The organism is Streptomyces sp. NPDC048211, assembly GCF_043202315.1.
GTDB lineage: Bacteria > Actinomycetota > Actinomycetes > Streptomycetales > Streptomycetaceae > Streptomyces.
This window is the reverse complement of the sequence record NZ_JBIDAD010000003.1, coordinates 643,741-668,688: the sequence shown is the minus strand read 5'-3', so window position 1 is coordinate 668,688 and position 24,948 is coordinate 643,741. Positions and strand designations below refer to the sequence as shown.

Genomic DNA, 24,948 nt, shown 5'->3' with positions numbered 1-24,948 from the left:
CAACGGCCGTCCGCGACAACCGCTGGGCCGGGACAATCCCCCTCGGGACCCGGGCACGGCGGCGGTGACCGAGCCCGAAGTCCCAGGGCCCGGGTCAGCCGTCGCGGGGCGGTACCGCTCGTCCGGTTTCAGTGGGTGGGCGCCGGGGGAAGACAGCCGGTCTCCGGGAAATGGCCGTTGACGTCCGTCCAGACGCGCTCCCGGGTGATGGCGCCGGTGACGCAGGCGGACGTACCGATCCAGATTCCGTAGACGCTGCCCCGGGCGGACTCCTGGCCGCTGTGGGTGGACCACGGCTCCACGGCCAGGCGGGCGGGAGAGGCCAGCCGCGCGAGCGCCGGCCGGACCTGCTCGGGTTGAATCCGATTCTGACGCCTGAGTTTCTCGAGGGCCGACCGGATCTCCTCGGCCTTCTCGTGCGCGCGCTCCTCGTCCGCCGCAGTGGGGGGCTCCGGGCGCAGGGCCTGGTTGTTGTCGCCGTGGCCGGGGGGCTCATTCACCGGGGTGCCGTCGCCGGAAGGTGTCCGGCGGTCCGACTCGTTCGACGTCTGGGTGCCGTTGAGATTGGAGAAGAGATCATCCGCGCTCTTCCCGCAGCTCGTCAGAGCGAAGACACAGAGCAGGGTGATCGAGGCCGTCCTGGTACGTCGGGTCATGCTTGCCATTCTCCCCGGGAGAGACCACGGCACCCTGAGTACGGGTACTCAGCAGTCGCCCGCAATCCGGCGCCGTTCCTCCCGTTGCGTGAGTGCGGGGCCCCTCGAAGAGGAGCCCCGCACGGGTTGGTCGTACGTACGCGTGTTACATGTTCATCCCAGCGAGGGTGCGCTCAAACGCGTTCGCGTAGAGGCGGGCTCCCGCGATCTTCGGGTGGAACGACTGGGCGGACAGGCCGAAGTTCTCCAGGATCGGGTAGTCCGTCGCGGGCTTGTCGGAGTCCACAAGCGTCTTGACGACGCCATGGATCGACTCCGGGTCTCCGCAGATGGCCTTCCCCGCGAAGTCGGTCTTCGGGTTGGAGAACCAGGCACTGATGCCTGCCGCGGTGGCGTCGTTGACCGCTCCCTGCATCTCCGTCGAGAGGGTGTCGGCGACGGAGTTGAGCCAGTCCGAGGAGCCGGCCGACAGACCGATCTGGAATCCGGGGATCGTGATACTCAGGCATGCGCCGCGGTCCTCGATCAGCGGCGGGTAGCCCATGAGCGCGATCTTCGCCTTCGGAGCCCTTTCGTGGATCTCCTTCAGCGTCTTCACGATGTCCGGTCGGACGATCTCCTTCACGATGCCGACCATGGCTGTCTCCAGGGGCTGGCCGACGAACTTGCGGTCGCGATCACCGACCGGGCCGTCCATATCGTCCTCTGTGAACACCTTGTCCTTGCAGTTGGTGTTCACGGCGAGCAGGCACTTCTGGATGATGCTGGAGAACCGGGTGTCGTTGCCGCCGACGGAGATCGTGACCAGGGTGGTATTGGCGTCGAGGTATCCCTGGTCCATCTGAGCCTTCTCACCGCCATTGCCCTGACGGTTTCCGTTGTGCACCACGTTGTAGGTGCGAGCGCCCGAGCAGGCGATCAGGTGATAGTCCATGCTCGATCCGTTGCCGTCGGCCAGTGCGCCGATCGACGCGGACCGGCCGGGAATGGTGGCCTGCCGGGACCACGCCTGGGTCGAGCGGTGGCAGGCGTCCCGGGTGTTCCCGTTCTGCGTGTCGAGGTAGTTCGTCTCCGGGTAGTAGTCCCGGTTGCCTTCGGACGCCCCTTCACCCGAGGAGAAGGAGTCGCCCATGGCGACGACGAAGTCCTTCGGCTTGGCCGACAGCGGCTGGAAGGCGACCGAGTCCCAGGCGATGTCCTCGTCACCTGTCCCGTCGTCCGTGTCGGTGTCGAGCGTCACGGACGGGGTGCCGGTGAAGTTGAACACACCGAGGTCGACCCACTCGTTCTTCCTGATCCGCTGAGGATGGACGCGAACCGGCTCCTTGCCGGCTGCGGCGCCGGTGCCCCCGATCTTGTACGCGGCCTGGCGCGTGTGTGCGCCGTGGTCCGGCATGTGGACGAAGACCCGCATCCAGCCCCGGGTGGAGCTGTTGAGTGTCCACTTTCCGCTGACTTCGAGTCGCTTGCCATCAGCTGTGGCGAGCCAGCGTGTATGGCCCATCCAGAAATGGTTCCCGTTGCCCGCGCCTATCTGATGCAGGTCCACCTTGGACGGGTACTTGCCGTTCTCACTGGCGAAGGTGAAGTCGAATGAACCATTGGAGCTGACCGCGCAGGTCCGCCCGGCGGATCCGGCGGGAACGGTGCCGTTGGGCAGGTCGTCCACGATCAACGACCCCGTCGGCAGCCCGGTGTTGCAGCGCGGCGGATACGAGTTCGCATCCGGTTGTTCAGGGTAGGTGTCATCAAAGCGGTGAACCGGATTTCCGCACCGGGCCTCGGTGGTGCAGTTCTTCCAGGCGACGGGCTCGTTCCACCAGCACTTCAGATAGAGCGGGTTGTCCGTGTAGGGGTCGCCGGGCAGGGCGCACGGCCCCTTGCCGTCATCGTTGGAGGCGCCTTCACCGATCATCGAGGGCACGCAGGTGTTCTGGCTCCCGCAGAAGGTGAAGATCGGCGGCTTCGCCGAGGTACGGGCATCGTTGCTGTTCCACCATGCGGCACGGTAGCCGGCCTGCATGTCGCCCGGTGCGAACATGGCGGCGATCGGTCGGGCCGCCCAGCCGATGACCTTCTCCTCGTAGGGCCAGTACTGCGGAGTGGAGGCGTGGCTGTAGTCGTCCTTGCCGTCCGCACCCTCCAGGAACGGGGTGCGGTTCTCCTTCCACAGCGGGTTGGCCGGGTTGTTCGTCCAGCCCACTCCCCATTTGCCGTTCTTCGGGGCTGATTTGGGGTAGTAGCCGGAGTTGTACGCCCACAGGGCGTAGAACCAGTTCTCGATGTACTTCGGGTGACCGTCGTTGATGATCAGGCCATCCTTGCGGGTGGAGTCCCACTTCTCGGTGAGGATGTTGACACCGGCGGCAATGTTGGCGGCGTAGTCCAGCGCCACGGCCTCCTGCTGCACCGTGGTCTTGGGCTGCTCGCCGTCCTTCTCCTTGCCGTGCATCCGCATGCCGTCGGTGACCTGCGTGATCCCGTAGCCGCAGTCGGCCTCCGCGAAATTGACGGCCCAGGGGTCGGTCTGCTGACCGGAGGCGGAGTACTTGATGCCGTAGAAGTTGCCGATCAGCGAGTTCGCCGTGACTCCGGGCACCGCGAGCCGGGTGGCCTGCCACATGTTCGACTCCTGCGCGGTGATGCCGAGCATCACCTGCGCGGGAACGTGCCAGTCCGCACTCGTACCGCCGTCCAGCGGGTCCAAGGGGAAGAGCGACTGCGGGGCATAGGCCGACATGCCGGTGTTCTTCCAGTTCGCCGCCCTGGTGGCACCCTTGTTGAGGGTGCCGACGACAGCCTGGTCCACTGCCCATTCGACCTGGCGCGGCGTCGGCTGGAAGGCCTGCTTCTTCGGATCGTTGCGGGGCACCGAGCAGTACCGGTCGTCCTCGACCACGCTGCTCGCCGCGACGCCTGCCGTGCCGGCGGTGGCCGCACCCTGCGCCAGGAGGACCGGGCTGGTCTGCGTTCCCCCGGTCACCTGCTTCTGGCTACCGATGTAGGCACTCGCCGGAGGGGCGTCCAGGACGACCGACTTGTGCGTGTCGGCCGTCGTGATCGTGGTCCGGATCGTGCGCGCTTCCAGGGCCTCCTCCGGGCGGATGCGCGAGTCCTTGCCGTCCGCCCAGCGCGAGGACACGAACGCCTGGCCCTTGCTCGACACCCGGGCGTCCTTGTCGAGGCTGCCGGGATTGTGCAGGCCGCCTCCGACCCGCGAGACACTCTTGGCGTCACCGGTGACATACACCTCGCCCTCCGGTGTGGAGGTGAGGTCGAAGCCGGTCAGCTCGCCCTGCGCGAGGCGCAGGGGCTCGGACTTCGCGTCGGGTGCGCTGATCTGGTCGGCTGTGACGCGCGAGACGGCCGCGGTGGTGGGGGCCGCGGAGGCCCCGGCGGTCTTCTGAGCGGCGGAAGGCGCGGCGGACGGTGCGGCGGGGTCGATGAAGGTCACACCCCCCGTGGCGTCGGCCTTCAGCTGGAAGGGCCAGGAGGCCGTCTTCGCGACGGTCCTCACCTTGTTGTCCGCCACCGCGACGATGCGGTTGCCGGCAGCGGCGACCACTCCGTTCTCGGTCGGCACGGCGGAGGTGACCTGGCCGACGACGGTCTGCCGGGTGGCGGTCTTCCCTGTCCGGGCGTCGACCGTGACCAGGCGCGTCTGGCTCTTCGTCGTCGCGTCGTCGCTCATGGCGGTGAACACGGTCTCGTCGCCGTGCCCGCATCCGGGGGAGAAGTAGGCCAGTGTCCCCTGAAACGGAAGCTTCGTGACGTGGCCGTCGCGCAGGTTCACCACCGCGGTGAACGCGCCGCGTGTCATCAGTTCAGGCTTGTTGGTGAAGGTACGCGGGGCGTATGCGACAGCGGCGTACGCACCCGACTCGGTGATGCAGGCGTTGCCGATCCAGGTGTCGGTGTCGAATCCCGGTTCGGACAGGGACGCGGCTGTTTTCCACGCGTATCCGTCGCGCTCGTCGGCGATCATCACGTGGAAGCCGGTGCCGTCACCCGAGGTGGTGAACGCCTGGTCCGAGGAGCCCGCGTAGTCGGAACCGAGGGTGGCCCGGCGTGCCGTCTCGGGCACAGCCGACGGTTGTGCGGAGGTGTTCGCCTTCGTGTCGTTCGCCGCAGCTCCCGCCGTGCCCTCCACGGCCTCATGGGGAGCAGGTGCTGCCAGGGACTGGTTGGTGGCAATTCCCGCAGAAAGTGACAAAGTGAGCGCAATTACTGGTATTCGTGCATATCTGAAAATGCCGCGTTTCAACGAGTGTTCCTTCCGGTGGTGTGGGTTCGGTGCGCCGAGGAGATTCCGCACTCTGTGACATGCCGGGCGTGACGCACATCGCAAAATCGAGAAGTGTGCTGCCACGCTGAATCAAGGCGTGCGGAAACCCCGTCGTGAGGACGGGTTCGCGCTCGGCGCAGATCAAGGTCGTCGCACGTGGGGGGCTGATGCCCAGGGTGAGCCTGATGGCGTGGTCGGATTCATGTCGCCCGGTGCGACGCGCTTCCGAAACGGAATCGAGGCGTCCTGTGAAGACGCGCCGACTTCAGGAATGCCGGGTTCTCGCAGCCTCGGCCGAAGGAGCGGAAGTCTCCGCTCCGGCAACGAAAGCGGCGCACGGACCCATGCGCATGATCTTTCTTGTAGCCATGTGAAACCGACCCCCCGGTGTGTGCGCTCGAACTGGGAGGCGGTCACGTGCCTCGCAGATGAGGGGCACAAGATATTCACAGGGAGTCCCGGACGGCTGTGACGTACGACACAGAAGTGGCGTGCCTCTGTTGGATATTGGCCTGAACTGGTGGGTGAGGTGAACGTCATTCGCCGGGGCACCGGCATCGGTGCGACGTCATATTGATCCGCAAGTCGGGGGCTTTGCCCGATTTCCTCGCCGCGGCCGGGGCCGAATGCCTGGCTGCTGCCTCATTCGGCAGCCGCGGGGCGGGCCCGACCGGCCTCCCCCGCCTCCATGTCGCGGAGCGACCCCCTCGGGATGTGGTCGGTTTCGCCTCTTCGGAGAGTCTGGAATCGGATGGGCGGGTTCAAATGACAAAGATCTCTGCATGCTGCATCAAATCGAACCGGTCATGACGGCATCCGTGTTGCCGGGCGTCGGGTCCGGCGTCAGTGAGGTTGACCGAAAATCACGGGTCCTTATGCGTGTCGATCGTCAACTCCTCTTTTTGATCCCGCTTGCGGCGGTTCGCGGCGAGGAATGCCGTGATGTCTCCCGGTGTGTGGGGCCGGGCCCGCCGTGTGGATGGTGCGCAGCCCTTTCGGGGCCGCAACCCCGCCCGCCTGCTGCGAATGCGGGCCTGGAAAAGAGGTCGCTCACCAATGCGGCGTGGGCACGGTCGGAGTGTCGTCATCGTCGCTCCGTACCCGTCGCGGAGGCTGGTTGAGCACCTCGCGAGCCGTTCCCCTGTCGCCTCCGGAGGGGGACTTTTGGCCATGGGCCCGGCTGCCGAGGAGGAGGGCGACGAGGCCCAGGAGCAGGGTGATTGCCCCTTTGATTCGTTCCACGGTGATTCCTTCCAGGGGGTCTGGGAATATCTACCGCGCATCTGAACAATAGACATCGGTACGGGCGAGAGCGGAGCCATCTGGCTGATGAGGGGGTTGGATGGGCGGCATGGACGAGGACGGCACGTTAGCGGGTCCTCGCGGAGTGGCCGGGAGCACGGCGTCCGGCGCGCAGTTGTCCGAGGACGCCGTCCGGGTGTTCCGGTGGGTGAGTGATCAGGGATCGTGCGACGCGAAGACGCTGGGCACGACGCTGGGGCTGCCGGAGGGCTGCGCCGCATCGGCGGTGGTGACGCTGACCGAACTGCTGCTGCTGCGATACCTGCCGGAGGATTCGGACCGGCTGGTCCCGGTGGCCCCGGACGCGGCCATCGCCGCGCTGGTCGCACCGAAGGAGGCCGGGCTGCGCAGACAGCTGGCCGAGATCGACCAACTGCGGGGCGAACTGTCCCTCCTGACGCCGTTCTACGCGGAGGGGCGGCGCCGGTGGCAGGGGCGTGCGCCGCTGACCGAGGTCACGGACCTGAAGACCGTCGTGGGCATGATCACCGAGGCGACCATGCGGTGCCGGCAGGAGGTCCGTACCTGCCACCCCGGCGGTGGCCGCTCCCCGACGCTGCTGGAACAGGCATTCATCCGGGACCGGGACATGCTGCGCCGCGGCGTGCGGATGCGCACCCTTTACCAGCACACGGCCCGCTACCACCTGCCCACGCAGGAGTACGCGCGGCGGATGACCGACGAGGGGGCCGAGATCAGGACGATGAGTGAACTGTTCGGCCGGATGGTCGCCTTCGACGAGGAGACGGTGTTCATCCCGCACCAGGACGACCTCGACGCGGCCATCGTCATCCAGGAGCCGTCCACGGTGGCGTACCTGTGCGCGACCTTCGACCACACCTGGTCGCTGGCTGAGCCCTACCACCCTGCCTGGACGGAGAGTTCGGCCCGCGACGAGGTGAAGCAGGCCATCGTGAGACTGCTGGCGGAGGGGATGAAGGACGAGATGGTGGCCCGGCGGCTGGGCATGTCGCTGCGTACCTGCCGCAAGCACATCGCCGAGATCATGGAGCAGCTGGGAGCGGCGAGCCGTTTCCAGGCCGGCTATCTGGCGCGCGTGCAGTCGTCCGGGCCTGCCGCGGCGGCCGCGGGCGGCGCCTGACCACCTCACCGCGGAGAGCGGTCTGCGGAGGCCCGCCTTGTGCGCCCGCCGCGGCGCGCCCCGGCCCGGCTGCCCCCGCCCGGCCCGGCCCGGAGCCGGGCGGGCGGCTCCGGGCCGGGGAGCGGATCCCGGTGCCGTCGCGGCACGGGGGTTCCCGCGCCGGCGTGTCCCCAGGGCGTACGGTGAAAGTCCCGTCCGGCTCGCGACGCCTGGCACGGTACCCCGCCGCGTTGTCGGGACCGCCCGAGTACGTCCGGTACGCGGGCGACCCTCCGCCTTGCGATGCACCGCACCGGACGCCGCGAGCCCCGCCCTCCGGGCGGACGACGCTCCTTTCACCACACGCCCTAGCACCGCATATCCGGTCCGGCCGCCTGTTCCCGTGCGAACAGCAGGGTCAGCCACGGCAGTTCGTAGTGAACGGTCTCCTCTGCCGCCGCGGTGTGCGCGGCCACGTCGGGGCCGGGCGGCGGAGCCAGGACGCCGGCGTCGATCAGGTCCTCCAAGGCGCGCTGCGCTTTCCGCCCGTCCAGGCCCAGGGCGCGGGCGGCGGTGGGCAGGGAGAAGGAGGGATCGGGCAGCGCGGCCAGGGCATGGAGTGTGTCGCGGGCGGCAACGGTCAGCCGGGCCCAGGCGTCGGCGAGACGGGCGCGCACCCCGAGACCGCCGGCCGCGAGTTCGTCCAAGGCCTCCAGCGGGTGTTCGAGCCGGTCCGCGTACTGTCCCAGAGACATGTGGCGCAGCACGGACAGCCGGTTCCCGCCCGCCCGCAGGGCGAAGGGCAGGGACCCGGTGGCGGTGACGATCCGTCCGGCGGCAGCCCGCTCCGCCGCCAGCCGGCTCCGGCCGATGATTCCGCCGAGCAGGTCCAGTGCCTCGTCGTCGGACAGCGGTGGAAGTTCCGTCCGGTGCGCGGATTCCAGACAGGGCAGCCGGCTGCGGGAGGTGACCAGCGCGGCGGTGGGGCCGGACGGTGGCAGCAGCGGGCCGAGGGCGGCGGCGTCGGGGGCGTCGTCCAGCAGCAGCAGGATCCGGCGCCCGGACAGCCAGGAGCGCCAGGCGGTGGCGGCCTCCTCACGGTCGGCGGGCAGCCGTTCGGTGCAGCCGAGGGCGCGGGCCAGCTCGGCCAGCACCGACGGCCACGGGCGCGTGGAGCCGTCCTCGGCGCAGAGCCGGGTGGCGACGACGCCGTCGGGAAAGCGCGTGGCGAGGAGGTGCGCGACGTGGACGGCGAGGGCCGTCTTGCCGACGCCGGCCGGGCCGGTGAGAACCACCGGGGGGCCGTCCTCGCGGCCCAGCTGCGCGCTGACCGCTGCCAGTTCCCGTCCCCGCCCGGTGAAGTCGGTGAGGTCCGGCGGAAGCAGTCGCGACCCGGTGGCCGCGCCGCGTGGCCGGGGCGGCGCCACGTCCTCCAGCAGGGATCGGTAGGCACATTGCAGTGCTGCCCCCGGTTCCAGCCCCAGTTCCCGTGAGAGCTGCTGGCGGCATTCGTCGTAGGCGGCCAGTGCTTCCGTTCTGCGGCCCACCCGGTGCAGTGCGGTGAGCTGAGCGGCGCGCAGCCGTTCCCGCAGCGGGTGGCGGCTCACCATCTCGTCCACGGTGTCGGCGACCGGGGCCGGTTCGCCGGTCTCCAGCTGGGCCTCCGCCCATGCCTCGTAGACGGCCAGCCGGCGGGCGTGCTGTCGCTCGACGGCGGCGAGCAGCACATCGGCGCGGGCGGCGAGATCACTGAACGGATCATGCCGCCACAGGTCGAGTGCCCGGCGGTAGAAGAGCGCGGCCCGGCTCGGCGCGCCCGCGCGGGCCTCGGCATCGCCGCGCCGGGCCAGCTCCTCGAACCGCAGGCTGTCGCACTCGTCCGCGCCGAGGTGCAGGACGTAGCCGCCGGGCCCGTGGTGCAGTCGGCCGAGATCGTCAGGGTCGAGTACGCGGCGGAGAGTCGAGACGTACACCTGGAGGTTCTTGCGAGCGGTGCGGGGTGGATCGTCCGGCCAGACGGCGTCCGTCAGCTCCTCCAGGGACACCGGTGTGTTCGGACGGGTGAGCAGGACAGCCAGTACGAGGCGCTGCTTCAGCGGACCGAGAGGCAGCGGCAGACCGTTGCGGGACGCTCGCAGCGGACCGAGGAGGGAGAGGCACAGAGGTGCGGGGGAGAGCGTGCCGCCGTCGCCTGCGCCCTCTCGCGGAATCCCGGGATTCGCCGCCCTGTCACGGCGTTCCGTGAAAGTGTCGGTCATTTTCCTCAGCCCTTTCCCCAGCCGGTGTCGTCGGAGTTCTGGGAGAAGAGAACAATTCCGTGCACGAAAGCCTCCGGGGAGCGGTCGGGGGGTGAGCGAATCCGCGAGGAGCCGTGAATACGTAGGGAATTCGATGGAATTCCTTCCGTTCTTCACAGCATGGTCACAAGTCGATGGCGGGGCTACCGACTCGGGGGTGGCTCAAGGTGCATGCAGCAACGCACCCGCCGGGATAAAGGTTGAATACACGTACATAGCACGGCGAATCGGCAAGCGCCGTGCGGCCCCTGACGCACCGCCGGAGAGCCCCGCGCCGCCTACCGGACCCGAACCGGACACCAACCGGGACCGAACCGGTCCCGAGGAAGCTGATGCCGCATGCCCGGGGGGACCGACGGAGGTGACGCGATGCGACTGGCGGAGATCATCGAGCTGCGTCCGGTGCCGGCCGCAGGACTGCTCGCCACGCTCACCAGGCGCTGTCCCCTGAGCTGCGCCCACTGCTCGACCTCGTCGGGGCCGAGGGGCGAGGACGTCCCGGCCGAGGCGCTGCGCCGCTTCGTCGGGGGCTTCACCCCCGGGGACCGTCCGGAGGTGCTCATGCTCACGGGCGGCGAGCCGCTGCTGCGCCCCGCGCTCGTGGGTGAACTGGCGGCGCTCGCCGCCGCGGCCGGAACACGGACCTCGGTACTCAGCGGAATGTTCTTCGCGGCCGACGGGCGGCTACCCGCCCGCATCATGCGGGCGCTACGGCACGTGGCCCACTTCTCGGCGAGCATCGACGTATTCCACGAACGTGAAGTACCGCGCGCGGCGGCCTTTCGCGCGGTCCATCGCATCATGGAAAGCGGCATCGACGTGAGTTTTCACGTGGTCGGTAATGCGGCGGACGACCCCTATCTCGCGGACATCACCGCTTCCATACGGGCCGAGTTCCGCGACCGGGCGGCCGTACTGGTCAATCACGTGAGGCCGGTGGGGCGGGCGGCGGCGTGGGCGGCCGCGCGCGAGGTCCCGCTCGACGGCAGCGGAGGGCCGCCTGCTCCCTGCGCGATGGCGGCCTGGCCGGTGGTGGCCTTCGACGGCACCGTCACGGCCTGCTGCAACCAGCGTGTGGTGGACGCCCGCCCCCTGCCGGAACACCTTCGCCTGGGTCACATCGCCGCCGACGACTGGCCGTCGATCCGGCGCCGCTGCCAGGAATCACCCGTGCTGCGCACCATCCGTACCGCCGGCGTCGGGTCCTGTGCCGACTGCCGCGGCCTGGCCGGACGGCCTGTGGCCCTGGCCGCCGCCGAACGGGCCGGCTCCCGGCCGGCGGCCGGCGCGATGGACGCCCTCGGCGCCCGGCTCCAGCACGACGCGGGAGCCGCGGCGCTGTTGCGGCGGTACGGAAACGAGCAATACGCGCCGCTCGTCCTGCTCGGCGGTCGACAGGACGAGGAGACGCCCGCATGAGCCCGTCGGCCGTCGCGGGCCTGCGTCTCGAACTCTCCCTCGTGGAGCCCGTACTGAGGACCGCGGCCGCCCGCATGTGGCACTCCGACACCGGGCTTCCCGGCCGGTACCAGCACTACCTCCGCTCCATGCACCAGGTGATCCGCGCCTCTGTCCCGCTGATGGAGCGGGCCGCCGCACGATGCGAGACGCTGCCGCACGACCCGGTGGCACGGCCTCTCGCCCGGTACCTGCGGGTGCACGCCGAACAGGAAAGGGGCCACGACGACTGGCTGCTCAGCGACGCCGAGGCGTCCGGGACGGCGCCGGGCAAGCTGACCGGTACCGCCCCGCCCGCCCACGTCGCCGCTCTGGTGGGCGCGCAGTACTACTGGATCGAGCACAGCCACCCCGTAGCCCTGCTCGGCTATATCGCGGTGCTGGAGGGCAACGCACCGGCGCCCGGCCTGGCCGTCCGGCTCGCGCGGGAGACCGGGCTGCCGCCTGCCGCCTTCGAGACCGTACGCCTCCACGCGGACCTCGACGACGGGCACAGCGCCGACCTGGACCGGCTCATCGGCGGGCTGCCCCTGAACCGCACGCAACGCTCGCTGGTCGCGGTCAGCGCCCTGCACACGGTCGCCGCCCTCGCCGAGTTGTTCGACCGCATCGCCACGGCACCCCACGCATCGGAGAGCGCCCCATGAATGACCACGCGCACGATCGAGACCGCCTCCGCGCACTGGAGGACGCCGGGTTCCCGCTGCACAGCCTTTCCCCCGAGCAGCGCGAGGTGCTCCAGGAGCTCAGCGCGGAGGAACTGACCCTGCTGCTGGGGCTGAAGGAGCGGCTGGACGCGGCCGAGCCGGAGGTACAGGCGCACAGCGAGATCGCCGGCGGAGCGCTGTTCTGATGCCCGGGACGGCGCGGATGTGCCCCCGGTGCCCCGAACCGCCGCCGGACGGTGCGGCCTTCTGCCCCCGCTGCGGAACCGCGTGTGTGCCCGCGGCCGGTCCCGCGACGGCCGAGGAACGCCGGGTGGTGACCGTGGTCTTCTGTGACCTCGTCGGATCCACGGCCCTGTCCGGACGGCTCGACCCGGAGACGCTGCGTACCGTCACGCTCCGGTACTTCGCCCTGATGCGGGCCCGGATCGAGGAACACGGCGGCACGGTGGAGAAGTTCATCGGCGACGCCGTCATGGCCGTCTTCGGCGTCCCCGCACGCCATGAGGACGACGCCCACCGGGCCCTGGCCGCCGCTCGCGAGATGGTCACCGGCCTCGACGGACTCAACGCCGAACTGGAACGGGAGCACGGAGTGCGGCTCGCTGTCCGCATCGGTGTGAACACCGGAGAGGTCGTGGTGAACGTCGACCCCACCGCCAGGCAGGCCCTGGTCTCCGGCGAGGTCGTCAACATCGGCGCCCGGCTGGAGCAGCACGCCGGCCCCGGCGAGATCCTGATCGGGCCCGCCACCCTGCGCGCCGCCGGGCCCTCGGCGGTCACCGAGCCCGCCGGAGCGCTGTCCCTCAAGGGCGTCGACGCCCCCGTACCCGCCCGCCGCCTGGTCGCCCTGCACGAGGACGACCCCGAGCGGGTCCGCCGCTTCGACACCCCGTTCATCGGACGCGAACAGGAACTGGCCGAACTGCGCCTGCTGTCGAGCAAGCTGGCGGCGGACCCCCGTTCGCATCTGGTGACCGTGTACGGCGAGGCGGGCCTCGGCAAGACGCGCCTGCTGCGCGAATGGCTCAGGGACCGCCCGGCCTACGGCGAGGGGCGGTGCCGCCCGTACGGCGAGACCGGCACCCTGTCGCCGCTCGCCGAAGCGGTACGGCAGGTGCTGGAAAGCGTCGGAGAGGAGGCAGGGTTCGCGGGACTGCCGGCGCACGAGCGGACGGAGGCGGAGCAGGCGCTGCGCCTGCTGCGGACCGGACTGCTCGCGGACGGCACACCCAGCCCCTCCGCCGACGACACCCTGATGGCGCTGGCGTGCCTGCTGGACGGGCTGTCCCGTGAGCGGCCCGTGGTGCTCGTACTGGACGACTGCCACTGGGCCTGTGCGCCGCTGCTCGACATGGCGGACCGCCTGCTGGACGAGCTGGACCGCTCGGCCGTCGCCCTGGTGTGCGCCGCGCGTCCCGAACTGCTGGAGACCCACCCCGGCTGGGGCAGCGGCCGCATGCGTTCAGCGGCGCTGATGCTCGCCCCGCTGACGCGGGAGGAGGCCGCCGTACTCGCCGGTGAGCTGGTCGAGGTGGCGGCCCACCGGCAGGGCGTGCTGGAAGGCGCCCTCGACCGCGCGGAGGGCAACCCGCTGTACCTGGAACACCTGACAGCGATGGCGGCCGAGTGCGACGACCTGCCGCTCACCGTGCACGCGCTGCTCGGCGCCCGCATCGACGCGCTGCCGCCCGAGGAGCGGACCCTGCTGCAACTGGCCGCCGTCCTGGGACGCGAGTTCCGCCGCGCGGATCTGACCGAACTCGCCACCGCCGAGCACTCAGGTCCCGCGGAGTCCGCCGCCGGCCTGCTGCGCGGACTCGTACGACGGAGGCTCATCGAGGCCGGGGGCCGTACCCAGGGCGCGAGTGCCGTGCTCCGGTTCGGCAGCGCCCTGGTGCAGGAGACCGCCTACCGGGGGATGGCCAAGAAGGTACGTGCCCGGCGCCATGAGCACGCTGCCCGTGTGCTCGTCGGACACGAGGCGGGTGACGCGGCCGTCGGTACGCATCTGGCCCGCGCCCACCGCCTCCTCACCGAACTGGGGATGCACGACGACGACACCGACGTGCTGCGGACGCGCGCCGCAGGCCTGCTCGTCCGGGCCGGCGCCGCCGCTCTGGCGCGCTCCGACCTGCCGTGGGCCGATGACCTCCTCACTCAGGGGCTGGAGCTGGCAGCGCCCGGCGAGCCCGCCGCCGCCGAGGCCGCCCGCCGGCTCGGCGAGACGAAGGTCGCCCGCGGCGAGCCGGTGCGCGGCCGGGAACTGCTGGCAGGCGCTCTCGCCACGGCGGAGCGGGCCGGTGACCGGCTGGGCGCCGCTCATGCCCGGCTCGCCCTGACCGCCCTCGATCCCCGCCACGGGTCGGCGGCCGACGTGGCCGAGGACGCACTGACCCTGTTCACCGTGGCGGGCGACGACCAGGGCATCGCCCGCGCCTGCGTCCGCATCGCCCAGGACCGCCAGCGGCGGGGCCGGCACGCCGAGGCCGAGGCGCGACTGTGCCTGGCCCTGGACCATGCCGACCGCGCCGACGCGGAACCCGAACGGGCCCTGGCGCTGGGCGCTGTCGGTATCTCCTTGTGGCGGGGCCCGACCCCGGTCGCGTGTGCCGTCGCCCGCTGCGAGGAACTGCTGACGGCCCACGGTGCCGGCCGGCCGACCGTCCGGGCCACCCTGGCCTGCCCGTTGGCCGTGCTCCTGGCCCTCCAGGGCCGCCCCGACGAGGCGCGCGAGCGGCTGGCCGAGGCGGCCCGGCTCGCTGCCGGCCTCGGCTACGCCGAAAGCGCGCTGTTCGTCCCGCTGTTCGCCGCCGAGGTCGAGGCACTGACGGGTACGCCGGACCGCAGACTCGCCCTGCTGGACGAGGCCGCCCGCGCCGGCCGTGAGCTCGGCGCCACGGGTGCGCTGCCCGGCATCGCCCGCGAACGGGCCCGCATCCTGCTGGAGCGGGGGGATCCGGCACCGGCCCTGGCCCTGCCCGACCCCCGGAAGGCCGGGCTGCCCCCGGCCGAGTCCGCCGACGCGAACGGGCTGCGGGCCCGAGCCCTCGCCCTCACCGGGGAGGCCGCCGCAGCGCTCGTCTGCGCGGACCGGGCCACCGTCGCGGCCGGTGACACGGACTCGCCGGTCGTCCGCGGCACGGCGGCCCTGGACCGCGCGCACACCCTGCGCACCCTGGATCTCCCCGCGGAAGCGGAGCGGGAGGCACGTGCGGCGGAGCGGCACTTCACAGCCAAGGGCCACCGCCCCGGCGCGGACCGCGCGGCCGCGTTCGCCGACGACAGCGCGGCAGCGGCCGCGTTCGCCGACGGCAGCGGAGCCGCGGTCACGTGCGCCGACGACAGCGCGGCCGAGGCCCGGAGCACCGGCCGCCCGGCCGGGCGGAAAGGCAGGACCACATGATTTCCGGGACGGCAGGAGGGCTCACCTGGAGCCTGCGCGACCGTACCCCCGAGGACCTCACGATGCTCGCCGACACGGTCCCGGCCCTGCCCGTGGACCCCTCGGCCTGGTCGGACGGCGCGGGGGTACGCGTCTGTGTCGTCGACACGGGGGTGGAGTGCGGACATCCCGCGGTCGGCACGGTCCAGGGCTCCTACGAGGTGGCACCCGCCCCCGACGGGACCCTTCGGGTCGTCGACAGCGGTCCGCTTCCCGACGGCGCCGGCGACGGCTGCGGGCACGGAACGGCGTGCGCGGGAATCATCCGGCGCGTGGCGCCCGGCTGCGACCTGTACAGCGTGCGCGTCCTGGGTGAGGGCTTCACCGGCAGCGGCGACGCTCTTCTCACGGGGCTGCGCTGGGCCGTCGACCAGGGCTTCGACGTGGTCAACCTCAGCCTGTCCACGACCCGTCCGAAGTTCCTCGAAACCCTGCGGTCCCTGGCCGACCAGGCGTTCTTCACCGGCACCACGCTGGTGGCATCGGCCCACAACACACCCGTGGAGAGCTTCCCCTGGCGGTTCTCGTCGGTCATCTCCGTCGGCACGCACCGCGAGGACGACTCCGGGCTCTTCCTCTACAACCCCGCACCACCCGTGGAGTTCTTCGCACCCGGCCAGAACGTGCAGGTGGCCTGGACGGGCGGCAGGACCATCCGCACCACGGGGAACAGCTTCGCGACCCCCTTCATCAGCGGGATGTGCGCGCGGCTGCTCGGCAGCCGACCGAAGTTGACGCCCTTTCAGATCAAGCACGCGCTCTACCTCTCCGCCGCGAACGTACGTATCGGCGCACCAGAAACCCGAGGTGAATCATGAGCCAGTCCCACGGCCTCGTCCCCGCCACCGACGTGGGCCCCGCGACACAGGCCGGCAGTGCGGAGCGCGATCTGCTGCAGTCCGTCGTCGAGACCGCGCGGGCCATCTTCGGCGCGGCGGCCAGTTCCGTCCTGCTGCACGACCGGGACGCCGACGAGCTGGTGTTCCAGGCGGTGGCCGGGGAGGGCGAGGAGTCCCTGGTGGGCTCCCGGTTCCCGGCCGGCCGGGGGCTGGCGGGATGGGTGCTCGTCTCGGGTGAGCCCATGGTCGCGGACGACCTGAGGAAGCAGGGCATGTTCGCCCGGGACGTCGCCAAGTCGACCGGGTACGTGCCGGACGCGCTGATGGCGGCCCCGCTGGCCCACCGCGACCGGGTGCTCGGGGTGCTCGAGGTGCTCGACCCCGTCGAGCAGTCCCGCTCCAGCCTCTCCGAACTCGATCTGCTCGCCCTCTTCGCCCGCCAGGCCGCGGCAGCCCTCGCGGTCGTCACCGAACGGCGGCGCGACGAGGCACCGGCGGAGGTTCGCGTGAGGGGCCTGGAGCTCGTGGACGCGCTGCGGGACGTGCTGCTCAACGGCATGCCTCCGCAGGGCCCGCACGGCAGTTGAGGCGTCGGCGGTCCCGCGGAGCTCCAGTCAACGACAGGGGCCGGCCCACCACCACGCCTCCACCGGTCCGACCCGAGGAGCGGCAGGGCAGGCGTGCAGACGGGAACGAGGCGTCTTCCAGGCCGCCGGCGCTGCGGTCGATCAGGGCCGTACGGAAGCGGGCGCGGGCGGGGTCTCCTGCGGCAGACGGGCGCGCAGGGCGCCGGTGAAGCCCTCGGCCCGGGAAGGCCGGATGCGGATCCCGGTGACCTGTTCCGCAGGGGCCGGCCCGTTCGCACCCGCGTACGCGGCCCAGCACGCCATCGCGCTCACCGGCGCCCGGACCGTCACCGGTGTCGAGGCGGCCCTTCGCGCCGAGCAGGTCCCGCATCGGGCCGAGGGTGAAGTCGGGCGCGCCCCCGCGGCGGATGATCGTGAGCCCCGCGCCCTGTGATCACTGGGCGCTCTCACGAGGTGCGACGGGTAGCGACTCGCCCGGTGCGGCGGCCGGCCCGGCGTCGGCCTCCCCGCGCGGGAGAGCGGTCCAGGCGTAGACGCCGGACAGGACGACGAGGACGCCGGACATCGCGAACACCGTGTCGACGGGGCCGAACCGGATACCGGCGACGGAGCCCCCTACGTCCCGCAACGCGGAGCTGGCGAGCCAGCCGGACAGCACGGCGGAGAGCATCGACGCCAGCCGCGTCACCGGGTAGAACACGGAGACCACGCGACCCCGGAACTCGGCAGGCGCGGCGTCGAGCAGGAGCGGCGCCATCGCCGTGTTCAGCATGGTGAGGGGAACGGTGAAGAGGAAGAGCAGGACGACGCCTCCGACGAAGCCGGTCTGCCGGGAGTAGACGAACAGCAGGAGGCCGCTCACGAGGAGGCCCGCCCAGGTGGTGCGGCTCGCCCCGATCCACTGCACCACACGCCCGGCGCACAGCGCGCCGGCGATGCCGCCCAGCCCCATGGCCGTGCCGATGTAGCCGTAGAGGTGGACGGGCATATGGAGGTTGTCGGTCGCGAAGAAGATGTTGAGGGTGCTCAGTGCGCCGGTCCCGAACTGGCCGATGACGGCGAGCACGGTCAGCGCGACGAGGAACCTGCTGCGCCGGAAGAAGCGGATGCCTGCGGCGAACTCCCGCAGCAGACTGCCGGGCTGAGCGGTGGCCCCGCTGTCGGGCTGCTCGGCTCCGGCCGCTCGGCGGTCCGCCCCGACCGAGCGGATCACGACGTAGGAGACCGCGTACGACAGTGCGTTCAGGAGCAGCGCCCACTGGAGGCCGGCGGTGAAGAGCAGCGGCGCGGCGAGGGGCGGCCCGATGATCCAGGCGGTCTGACCGGTGGCCTGGGCGATGCCTGCCGCCCGGGCACGGTCGGCCTCCCCGGTCACCAGATCACCGATGACCGAGAAGCGTGCCGGAGTGAAGAACTGGCTCGCCGCGTTGAGCGTCAGGACGGTCGCGTAGACGATCGCCAGCCAGATCCCGACCGGGAGGGCGTCGACCGGCAGGAAGGACAAGGCGGTCAGCACGGCTACCAGCCCGCCGCGGACCACCTCGGTGCGGAGCATCGTGCGACGTTTGTCCCAGCGGTCGACGAACACGCCCGCGAGCGGACCGATGACCAGGACGGAGATGCCCGTCGCCAGCAGGACCCCGCTGACCGCCATCGGGGCCCAGCTCTGGTCCTCCGCCAGCACGGTGGCCACCCACAGCACCAGGGTGGTGCTGAAGACGGCGTCCCCGACGGACGAGACCGCCTGCCCGAACCAGAGCCGCGTGTAGTCGCGGTTGATGAGTACCAGACGTGGGGTCATGACGTCCTCCCCGACGAGACGATCAGGGCCATCAGGGCGGTTACCAGAGTCGTGTGGTAGGCCTTGCCGAAGAACTCCCCCGCCGTGTCCGACCCCGTAGCCCTGAGCGCGGCCGACCTGCCGGGTATCGAGCCGTCGGGCGACTGGGCCCGCGCCAGGCACTCCACGGCCGCGGCTCCCGAAGGTGTACGCAGCGGATCGGAGCCCAGGATGAACTCCGTGAGGAGGAGTTCCGCCGCCAGGTCCCACCGGTCATGCGCGACGCAGTGGTTCAGCATGCGGCGCACCAGGCCCAGCGCGTGCGCCGTGACATCGCCGGACAGCCCGGGGTCGGTCCGGCCGAAGTCGCCGAGATAGAAGGCGGTGTGCGTCAGGGCGTACGCCTGCGGGGCCGGGAGCGGCTCCGTGTGCCCGGGCTCCGCGGCCTCCGGCTCCGGAGCCGGGTGCGCGACGAGCGGGCTGAGCGCGACGAGGCCGGCGTACGGCTCGATCCCGTGGCGGACACCGGCCTTGTCCGCGTAGTAGCGGATTTCGATGCGCTGGTACGCGGACTTCCCGTGCGGCGAGAGGAAATCAGGGCTCAGCCGCATCGGCATGCCGTCGATCCCGGCGGGGGCGAGTGCCGCGTAGATCAGCCAGTACGACGACGCGTGCCCGGGGTGGACGTCGAAGAGGTCCGGGAAGTCCGGACGCCGCCAGAGTGTCCGGACCAGGTTCCCGGCCCCCGGCAGCGAGTCGGGGACGCCGTCCAGGCGCGCCGCGCAGTGGCAGAGCAGCGCGAGTTCCAGTGCCGCCTTCGCCTTCGTGTGCGTTGCCGACGGGGCGCTCGACGAGTACGGGTCGAAGTGGTCCAGGCTTCCCTCCAGCCAGTCGAGCGCGCCGCCGGAGAGCTGGTCGAGTGCGGAGGTCACGGTCACAGGCGTCCCGTCTCGTCCAGATGGTCGAGGAGTGCCGTGTCGACGGTGTCGCGGAACTCCGCGAGCGCCCGCGCGCCCTCGTCGTAGCGGTAGAGATCCTCACAGGCGATCCAGCGGTCGTCGGCCTTCGCGCCGGACACGTATCCGTCGGCTACGGTGCCGACCTCCCAGTCGGACTTGCCCGCTGTCTCCCAGCAGCTGGAGAGGGTCCCGTCCGCACTCACCACCGCCCCGTAGCGTCCGCCGGAGTGACCGCAGGTGGCACAGGGCCGACGGGCGCCGGGGCGGGTCACGGTGAAGCCGAGGCCGAGAGCCCGGCGCTGCCACCGCACGAAGGCGGCCGAGAGCTCGCCCGTCTGCAGGTCGTTCGCGTATCCGATGCCGACGTCGCCCACCCGGGCGAAGTACAGCGTGCACCGGGCGGGGTCGAGCGCGGCGGCGAGACGGTCGATCAGGCCGTCGATTCCGTGGATGTTCTCCTGGGAGACGTTGACCCGCAGGGTCCACCGGACCGGTGCGGCCTCCGAGGCTCCGACGATGTTGCCGATGATCGTGTCGAAGGTCCCGCCGCCGTCCGCTCTGCCGATCCGGATCCGGTCGTGGTCGGGGCGGTCGCCGTCGAAGGTGACCTGGATGGAGTCGAGTCCGAGTTCGCTCAGCTGCCGCGCCAGCCGCGGGGTGAGCAGCGTGGCGTTGGAGATCATCCAGGCCGACGTCTGCCCGATGTCCGCGGCCCGCTCCAGCAGTTCCAGGCAGCCGCGCGGATTGAGCAGGGGCTCTCCGCCGAAGAGGAGGATCCGCAGCCTCTCCAGCTCCGCGGCGGCCATCTGCCGACGGGTGAAGTCGAGGACCGAGGTGATCGTCCGCGAGGTGAGCCGGCTCCGGGCGATCCGTGGCGGGCGCCCGCCGCCCGCCGGGTCCTGGGCGGTGTTCTGGAAACAGTATCCGCAGCCCAGGTTGCAATGGGTGCTGGTGAGGACGGTCAACGAATAGGCACGGACCGGACTGGTGGTGTACAGCCCCTTCTCGTCCAGCCAGCGCTCCGTCTCGGGCAGCAGCGCCCCGTCGGCGGTCAGGTGCCGGGAGCCCAGGCGGGCGATTCCACCGGCACCGAGGAACCACCAGTTCCGCTTGCCGCGCAGGAGGCGCTCGCCCCCGGTACGGGCTATCTGGTCCAGGCTCATCGCACACTCCCCATCGCTGATACACCCGCTGTCGTGAGTCCGCCGGACCGGCCACCGGTGACGATCAGCATCGCCAGGGCCGTACCGAGGGTCGCCTGGTAGGCACGCCGGAAGAACGCCACGGGCGTCGCGGTCGGCGCTGCCCGCTCGGCCAGGGATTTCCCCGGAATCGCACCGTCGGGCGACATCGCGTCCGCCAGCATCCGGATGCCGGCCGCCCCCGACGACGTCCTCAGCGGATCGGCACCCAGGCAGTACTGGGCGAGCACGAGCTTCGCGGTGAGGTCCCACGCCCCCTGCCCTACGCAGTGCTCCGTGAGGCTCTCCACGACGTGCACCGCCCGTTTCCGCTCGCCAGGGGTCAGCCCGGGATCACGGAACCCGAACTCGCTGAGGTGGAAGACGGTGTGCGTGATCTCGCAGACGTCCAGGTCCGCCACCCGCAGCGTGGCGGCCCGAGCCAGCAGGCTGCACGCGTACAGCTCCCGGTAGGAAGGCAACCGGTGCGCGACGCCCGCCAGATCGGCGTAGAACCGGGTCTCCAGGTGGAGGTACGGCGACTTCCGCCGCGGTGCCAGAAAGCCGTCGGCCTCCGGCCGCGCCGGCGCGACGCGGTGCGCGTCCGAAACGGCCCCGGCCGGTGCCAGTGCCGCGTACATCAGCTGGAACTGCCGCGCGTACCTCGGGTCGGCGGTGATCAGACGGGGGAAGTCCGCACGCCTCCAGGTGCGTTCCACCACCGCGGCCGGTTCGAGGAGGCCCGCGTCCGTCGGCGCGATCCTGCCCCAGAAGCGGCAGAGCAGCGCGAGTTGCAGCAGCGCCTTCACATGCGGGGTCGTCGGCAGCTCGGCGTGGGCGGCCGGTGAACCGAGGTAGTCGGCGTGACGTCCCACCCATTGCCGTGTGCCCGCGGACAGACGTTTCGCGGTCTCCTCAAGGGCTGCTGATGGCGTACCCATGATCCTCCTTCGGTGTGGCGGAGGCCCGGGCCGTCCGCTCGACGATGTCGGCCGCGCGGGCGGCGCTGTCCATCGCGGCCAGCCGGCTGCCGAGGGCGCGCGCCCGGGTCCGCAGGCCCTCGTCCTCCCACACCGACTCCAGCGCGGCGGACGACTCCCCGGACGGGGTGTGCGGGATGTGCGCCGCCACACCGGCCCGCAGGCAGGCGCCCGCCAGCAGCGGCTGCTCGGCACCGTTGGGTGAGACCGCGAGGGGCCGTCCGCGCAGCAGGGCGTTCAGCACAGGGGCGGAGGTGCCGTTGGCCAGCACCAGGCCGGCCAGGTCCACGAGCGGGCCCATCCACGGCTTGCGTACGAGGACGAGATCGGCCTCCGGCGCGGGCTGCGGGTCCGTGGACCGGCCCTGCTCGACCACGGCCTGGAACCGGCCGCCGGTGAAGGCCGCGTTGAGCAGGGGCCACAGGCTCCGGCCGCCGAAGAAGCGGCCCATGTGGACGTAGACCACGGGTTTGCCGGACCGTGCGAGGTGGTCCTCGATCCTCGCGACCTCGGCCGGGTCGGCGGCCGGTTCCCAGGCCAGCGGTCCCACGTGGCGTACCCGCTCGGGCAGTTCGGCGCCCGGGTGCTCCAGCGCCGGGTCGCCGCGCAGCAGCAACGCGTCACCGAGCAGCGGACTGCCCCCCCAGCGACAGGCGCGTGCGGCCTCACCGGCCCGCTCCCGCACCTCGGCGTACAACCGCAGCCCTTCGACGGTGCGGCTCCTCCGGGTCCTGCCCAGCTGCGGTTCCCCGTCCCCGCCCGACCGGTAGTCCCACAGATGGGCCGAGAGACCGACCACCACCACCGGAATGTCCAGCACCTCGGCGGCCAGCAGGGCCCCGTTGCACAGGACGGAGGTGACCAGCAGATCGGCTCCCGCCTCCCGGGCGGCACGCACGGTCGCCAGATACTGCGCCTGGCCGGTCGTTCCCCACCAGGCGGCCGAGAACGCCCGCAGGCCCCCGTAGTCCTCCGCCGTCATGAAGGAGAGTCCGGCTTCGGCGGCGACGGGCGCGGCATTCGACCGGCCCAGGACACCGACGTGGTGACCCCGGCGCGTCAGCTCACGCCCGGCAGCGATCACGGGGTAGAGGTAGCCGCCGTCGCTGAGCGGGCAGAGCAGGATCCTCACGACGTCACCCGGCCGGGACGGCCGTGGCCGGGCTCGATGGGGCCCGGCCGTCCGGTCAAGAGGGCGAGCGGCTCGGGGAGTTCGCGTACCCGGTCCTGCCGGACCGTGCGGGAGGACCGGTGTTGTGCCGGAGTGCGGGCGACGTAAGTCATTCGGCGCTCTCTCATGGCGTGGCCGGAGGCGGGCGAGCCCGTTGCCGTGAGCTCGGGGCGGACGCAGGCGCGGGCTGCCCGGTTCGCGGCACGAAGCCGAGAGCCGAGTAGCCCGCCCAGTGCTCAGGACTCGATGAACCGGGTCAGAGTGCGCTGCTGCCGTTGACGATGCAGCCGGGCACCTCCGGCTCGAACCCGTCGTTCTCGCTGTGCGCGACGACCTCGGCCTCGGTGTCGTCCTGCTCCTGCTCCGGGTTCGTGTTCTCGGGCATCCGGTCCTCCTTGATGGACGGCGACTGCTGCGCCGGCTGAGACAGAACGTACGAGCCCCCGGTATGGGAACGGCTGGACACAGGTTCGACGCCGGTACACGCTCACAGCCCCCGGGCGTGGGCTGCGCACGTAGACCACCGGTCCCCGGCCGTCCTCCTCGACCGCTGACCGCGGCTGACGCCCGCGGTGCCGCTGTGCGAACCGGCCTGGCGCGGCGGCTGCCCGCACCGCCGCCCGGACGCACTGCCCGTGCTGTCCCGCGGCCCCGCACAGGGCACAGGGGCAGGCGCGGGGCGCGGACATCGCGCGTCCGCTCAGCGCGTCGTCGTACCCGCGGAGGACGCGTCACCGTCGGCGTCGTCCGTCTGGGAGAGCGGCCTCGCGATGTCCTCCAGGGAGCGCTGCTCGGCGTCGACGGCGAGGAAGGCCGCGACGATGCCCGCCGCGCACATCAGCCCGGCGCCGATGGAGAAGGCCAGAGCCGTATCGGAGAGGACGCCCGACTCGGTGAGGTCGGCGAAGATGAGCGGGCCGCTGATCCCGCCGACCGCCGTACCGACCGCGTAGAAGAAGGCGATGGCCATGGCCCTGGTCTCCATCGGGAAGACCTCGGAGACGGTCAGATAGGCGCTGCTCGCCCCGGCCGAGGCGAAGAACAGCACCACGCACCAGCACGCGGTCAGGGTGGTGGCGTCGAGCGAGCCCCGGTTGAAGAGCCAGGCCGTGATGAAGAGCAGGATGCCCGGCACGATGTACGTGGCGGCGATCATGACGCGCCGTCCGATCGTGTCGAACAGCTTGCCGAGGACGAGGGGGCCGACGAAGTTGCCTGCTGCGATCACCGCGAAGTAGTAACCGGTGTGGCCGCTCTCGACGTCGAAGAACGTGGTGAGGATCGCGCCGAATCCGAAGGTGATCGCGTTGTAGAGGAAGGCCTGCCCGATGAAGAGGGACAGCCCGAGCACCGCGCGCTTGGGATAGCTCCGGAAGACCGTCTTCGCGATGAGCCCGAAGCCGATGCTCTTGCGCTGGTGGATGGTGATCTCACCCGCCGGCGGCGGCAGTTCCTCCTGACGCTGCTCCTCGATCTCCCGTTCGACCGAGCCGACGAGTTCGTCGGCGTCCTCACTGTGCCCGTGGATGAACTGCCACCTCGGACTCTCCGGCACATGCCGGCGTACGAGCAGGATCACGAGGCCCAGGACGACGCCCAGGGCGAACGTGAGACGCCAGCCCAGGTCCTTCGGGAAGTAGTCCGTGTTCAGCATGACGATCGAAAGCAGCGCCCCGCCGACCGCGCCGAGCCAGTAGCTGCCGTTGATGATGAGATCGACCCGGCCCCGGTACTTCGAGGGGATCAGCTCGTCGATCGCCGAGTTGATGGCCGCGTACTCCCCGCCGATGCCGAAGCCGGTGAGGAAGCGGAAGAGGAAGAACCACCACGCGCTGAAGGACAGGGCGGTCATCGCGGTCGCGGCGAGGTAGACCGCCAGCGTCACCATGAACAGCTTCTTGCGGCCGTACCGGTCGGTGAGCCAGCCGAAGAACAGAGCTCCCGAGCAGGCCCCCGCGACGTAGAGAGCCGCGGCCAGGCCGGTGACCTGTGCGGACGTGATGGCCAGGCCCGAGCCCTCTTCCGACAGCCGGCTCGCGATGTTGCCGACCGTGGTCACTTCCAGCCCGTCGAGGATCCACACCGTGCCGAGGCCGATGACGATCATCCAGTGCCAGCGTGACCAGGGCAGCCGGTCCAGCCGTGCCGGTACGGCCGTGGTGACCACGCCCGTTCCGGACTCACCCGGCGCCGCCATTGCCTTACCGTCTCCGGGCTCCTCCGATGCGGCGGACGTCACAGCGGTCGTCTCCTCTCCCGGCC

19 protein-coding genes are annotated in these 24,948 nt (G+C 71.2%); 8 read left to right on the top strand and 11 right to left on the bottom strand.

Annotated features, from left to right (window positions below):
• Positions 1 to 128: 128 nt before the first annotated feature.
• Together ACGFZA_RS15665 and ACGFZA_RS15660 are read right to left on the bottom strand one after the other, a co-directional pair.
• Positions 129 to 656, bottom strand: a complete 528-nt coding sequence (locus ACGFZA_RS15665) for a hypothetical protein (RefSeq protein WP_385271644.1) — start codon at positions 654 to 656, stop codon at positions 129 to 131.
• Positions 657 to 801: 145 nt separating this feature from the next.
• The gene (locus ACGFZA_RS15660; RefSeq protein WP_393679445.1) at positions 802 to 4,740 is read right to left on the bottom strand and encodes an SGNH/GDSL hydrolase family protein; all 3,939 of its coding nucleotides are present in this window, start codon (positions 4,738 to 4,740) and stop codon (positions 802 to 804) included.
• Positions 4,741 to 6,292: 1,552 nt separating this feature from the next.
• Here ACGFZA_RS15660 and ACGFZA_RS15655 point away from each other — a divergent pair.
• Positions 6,293 to 7,345 carry a LuxR C-terminal-related transcriptional regulator gene (locus ACGFZA_RS15655; protein WP_393679443.1) on the top strand — a complete coding sequence of 351 codons (1,053 nt, stop codon included), beginning with the start codon at positions 6,293 to 6,295 and terminating at the stop codon, positions 7,343 to 7,345.
• 347 nt (positions 7,346 to 7,692) lie between these two features.
• On the opposite strand, the gene ACGFZA_RS15650 is transcribed toward ACGFZA_RS15655, so the two are convergent.
• Positions 7,693 to 9,582, bottom strand: coding sequence for a BTAD domain-containing putative transcriptional regulator (locus ACGFZA_RS15650; protein WP_393679441.1), 1,890 nt, complete (start codon positions 9,580 to 9,582; stop codon positions 7,693 to 7,695).
• 408 nt (positions 9,583 to 9,990) lie between these two features.
• Here ACGFZA_RS15650 and ACGFZA_RS15645 point away from each other — a divergent pair, with 408 nt between their 5' ends.
• The 7 genes from ACGFZA_RS15645 to ACGFZA_RS15615 all read left to right on the top strand — a co-directional run bounded on the left by ACGFZA_RS15645 (position 9,991) and on the right by ACGFZA_RS15615 (position 17,048).
• Positions 9,991 to 11,040, top strand: a complete 1,050-nt coding sequence (locus ACGFZA_RS15645; protein WP_393679705.1) for a radical SAM protein — start codon at positions 9,991 to 9,993, stop codon at positions 11,038 to 11,040.
• On the top strand, positions 11,037 to 11,726 hold the full coding sequence (locus ACGFZA_RS15640) for an iron-containing redox enzyme family protein (RefSeq protein ID WP_393679439.1): 690 nt from the start codon (positions 11,037 to 11,039) through the stop codon (positions 11,724 to 11,726). The genes ACGFZA_RS15645 and ACGFZA_RS15640 overlap by 4 nt, the downstream gene beginning before the upstream one ends.
• Positions 11,723 to 11,932, top strand: a complete 210-nt coding sequence (locus tag ACGFZA_RS15635; RefSeq protein WP_385271629.1) for an aroma-sacti cluster domain-containing protein — start codon at positions 11,723 to 11,725, stop codon at positions 11,930 to 11,932. Before ACGFZA_RS15640 ends, ACGFZA_RS15635 begins: the two co-directional genes overlap by 4 nt.
• 86 nt (positions 11,933 to 12,018) lie before the next feature.
• Positions 12,019 to 15,150, top strand: a complete 3,132-nt coding sequence (locus ACGFZA_RS15630; RefSeq protein WP_393679437.1) for an adenylate/guanylate cyclase domain-containing protein — start codon at positions 12,019 to 12,021, stop codon at positions 15,148 to 15,150.
• Positions 15,147 to 16,007 carry a S8 family serine peptidase gene (locus ACGFZA_RS15625; protein ID WP_393679435.1) on the top strand — a complete coding sequence of 287 codons (861 nt, stop codon included), beginning with the start codon at positions 15,147 to 15,149 and terminating at the stop codon, positions 16,005 to 16,007. Before ACGFZA_RS15630 ends, ACGFZA_RS15625 begins: the two co-directional genes overlap by 4 nt.
• A complete protein-coding gene (locus tag ACGFZA_RS15620) occupies positions 16,004 to 16,615 on the top strand; it encodes a GAF domain-containing protein (protein ID WP_393679432.1) in 612 nt (203 codons plus the stop codon). Before ACGFZA_RS15625 ends, ACGFZA_RS15620 begins: the two co-directional genes overlap by 4 nt.
• A 232-nt stretch (positions 16,616 to 16,847) precedes the next feature.
• Positions 16,848 to 17,048: a hypothetical protein gene (locus tag ACGFZA_RS15615; RefSeq protein WP_385271617.1), complete on the top strand. Its 201-nt coding sequence runs from the start codon at positions 16,848 to 16,850 to the stop codon at positions 17,046 to 17,048.
• Here ACGFZA_RS15615 and ACGFZA_RS15610 read toward each other — a convergent pair whose 3' ends face one another.
• From ACGFZA_RS15610 to ACGFZA_RS15575, 8 genes are all read right to left on the bottom strand, one after another.
• Entirely contained in the window at positions 17,049 to 18,416 is a 1,368-nt protein-coding gene (locus tag ACGFZA_RS15610) for an MFS transporter (RefSeq protein WP_385271614.1), read from the bottom strand.
• Positions 18,413 to 19,327 carry a DUF6895 family protein gene (locus tag ACGFZA_RS15605; RefSeq protein ID WP_393679429.1) on the bottom strand — a complete coding sequence of 305 codons (915 nt, stop codon included), beginning with the start codon at positions 19,325 to 19,327 and terminating at the stop codon, positions 18,413 to 18,415. The genes ACGFZA_RS15610 and ACGFZA_RS15605 overlap by 4 nt, the downstream gene beginning before the upstream one ends.
• 2 nt (positions 19,328 to 19,329) lie before the next feature.
• Positions 19,330 to 20,517, bottom strand: a complete 1,188-nt coding sequence (locus tag ACGFZA_RS15600) for a radical SAM protein (RefSeq protein ID WP_393679427.1) — start codon at positions 20,515 to 20,517, stop codon at positions 19,330 to 19,332.
• Positions 20,514 to 21,476, bottom strand: coding sequence for a DUF6895 family protein (locus tag ACGFZA_RS15595; RefSeq protein ID WP_393679425.1), 963 nt, complete (start codon positions 21,474 to 21,476; stop codon positions 20,514 to 20,516). The genes ACGFZA_RS15600 and ACGFZA_RS15595 overlap by 4 nt, the downstream gene beginning before the upstream one ends.
• Positions 21,451 to 22,647 carry a glycosyltransferase gene (locus ACGFZA_RS15590; RefSeq protein ID WP_385271602.1) on the bottom strand — a complete coding sequence of 399 codons (1,197 nt, stop codon included), beginning with the start codon at positions 22,645 to 22,647 and terminating at the stop codon, positions 21,451 to 21,453. The genes ACGFZA_RS15595 and ACGFZA_RS15590 overlap by 26 nt, the downstream gene beginning before the upstream one ends.
• A complete protein-coding gene (locus ACGFZA_RS15585; RefSeq protein ID WP_385271599.1) occupies positions 22,644 to 22,799 on the bottom strand; it encodes a hypothetical protein in 156 nt (51 codons plus the stop codon). Before ACGFZA_RS15585 ends, ACGFZA_RS15590 begins: the two co-directional genes overlap by 4 nt.
• Positions 22,800 to 22,942: 143 nt before the next feature.
• Entirely contained in the window at positions 22,943 to 23,071 is a 129-nt protein-coding gene (locus tag ACGFZA_RS15580) for a hypothetical protein (protein WP_350993337.1), read from the bottom strand.
• Between the two features lie 315 nt (positions 23,072 to 23,386).
• Positions 23,387 to 24,883 carry an MFS transporter gene (locus ACGFZA_RS15575; RefSeq protein ID WP_385271596.1) on the bottom strand — a complete coding sequence of 499 codons (1,497 nt, stop codon included), beginning with the start codon at positions 24,881 to 24,883 and terminating at the stop codon, positions 23,387 to 23,389.
• Positions 24,884 to 24,948: the final 65 nt, after the last annotated feature.

Bases quoted from the DNA above. Each gene is read 5' to 3' on its own strand.
- ACGFZA_RS15665 (WP_385271644.1), bottom strand. From the start codon at position 656: ATGACCCGACGTACCAGGACGGCCTCGATCACCCTGCTCTGTGTCTTC.
- ACGFZA_RS15655 (WP_393679443.1), top strand. From the start codon at position 6,293: ATGGACGAGGACGGCACGTTAGCGGGTCCTCGCGGAGTGGCCGGGAGC.
- ACGFZA_RS15650 (WP_393679441.1), bottom strand. From the start codon at position 9,582: ATGACCGACACTTTCACGGAACGCCGTGACAGGGCGGCGAATCCCGGG.
- ACGFZA_RS15645 (WP_393679705.1), top strand. From the start codon at position 9,991: ATGCGACTGGCGGAGATCATCGAGCTGCGTCCGGTGCCGGCCGCAGGA.
- ACGFZA_RS15640 (WP_393679439.1), top strand. From the start codon at position 11,037: ATGAGCCCGTCGGCCGTCGCGGGCCTGCGTCTCGAACTCTCCCTCGTG.
- ACGFZA_RS15635 (WP_385271629.1), top strand. From the start codon at position 11,723: ATGAATGACCACGCGCACGATCGAGACCGCCTCCGCGCACTGGAGGAC.
- ACGFZA_RS15625 (WP_393679435.1), top strand. From the start codon at position 15,147: ATGATTTCCGGGACGGCAGGAGGGCTCACCTGGAGCCTGCGCGACCGT.
- ACGFZA_RS15620 (WP_393679432.1), top strand. From the start codon at position 16,004: ATGAGCCAGTCCCACGGCCTCGTCCCCGCCACCGACGTGGGCCCCGCG.
- ACGFZA_RS15615 (WP_385271617.1), top strand. From the start codon at position 16,848: ATGCGGATCCCGGTGACCTGTTCCGCAGGGGCCGGCCCGTTCGCACCC.
- ACGFZA_RS15610 (WP_385271614.1), bottom strand. From the start codon at position 18,416: ATGACCCCACGTCTGGTACTCATCAACCGCGACTACACGCGGCTCTGG.
- ACGFZA_RS15600 (WP_393679427.1), bottom strand. From the start codon at position 20,517: ATGAGCCTGGACCAGATAGCCCGTACCGGGGGCGAGCGCCTCCTGCGC.
- ACGFZA_RS15595 (WP_393679425.1), bottom strand. From the start codon at position 21,476: ATGGGTACGCCATCAGCAGCCCTTGAGGAGACCGCGAAACGTCTGTCC.
- ACGFZA_RS15585 (WP_385271599.1), bottom strand. From the start codon at position 22,799: ATGACTTACGTCGCCCGCACTCCGGCACAACACCGGTCCTCCCGCACG.
- ACGFZA_RS15580 (WP_350993337.1), bottom strand. From the start codon at position 23,071: ATGCCCGAGAACACGAACCCGGAGCAGGAGCAGGACGACACCGAGGCC.
- ACGFZA_RS15575 (WP_385271596.1), bottom strand. From the start codon at position 24,883: ATGGCGGCGCCGGGTGAGTCCGGAACGGGCGTGGTCACCACGGCCGTA.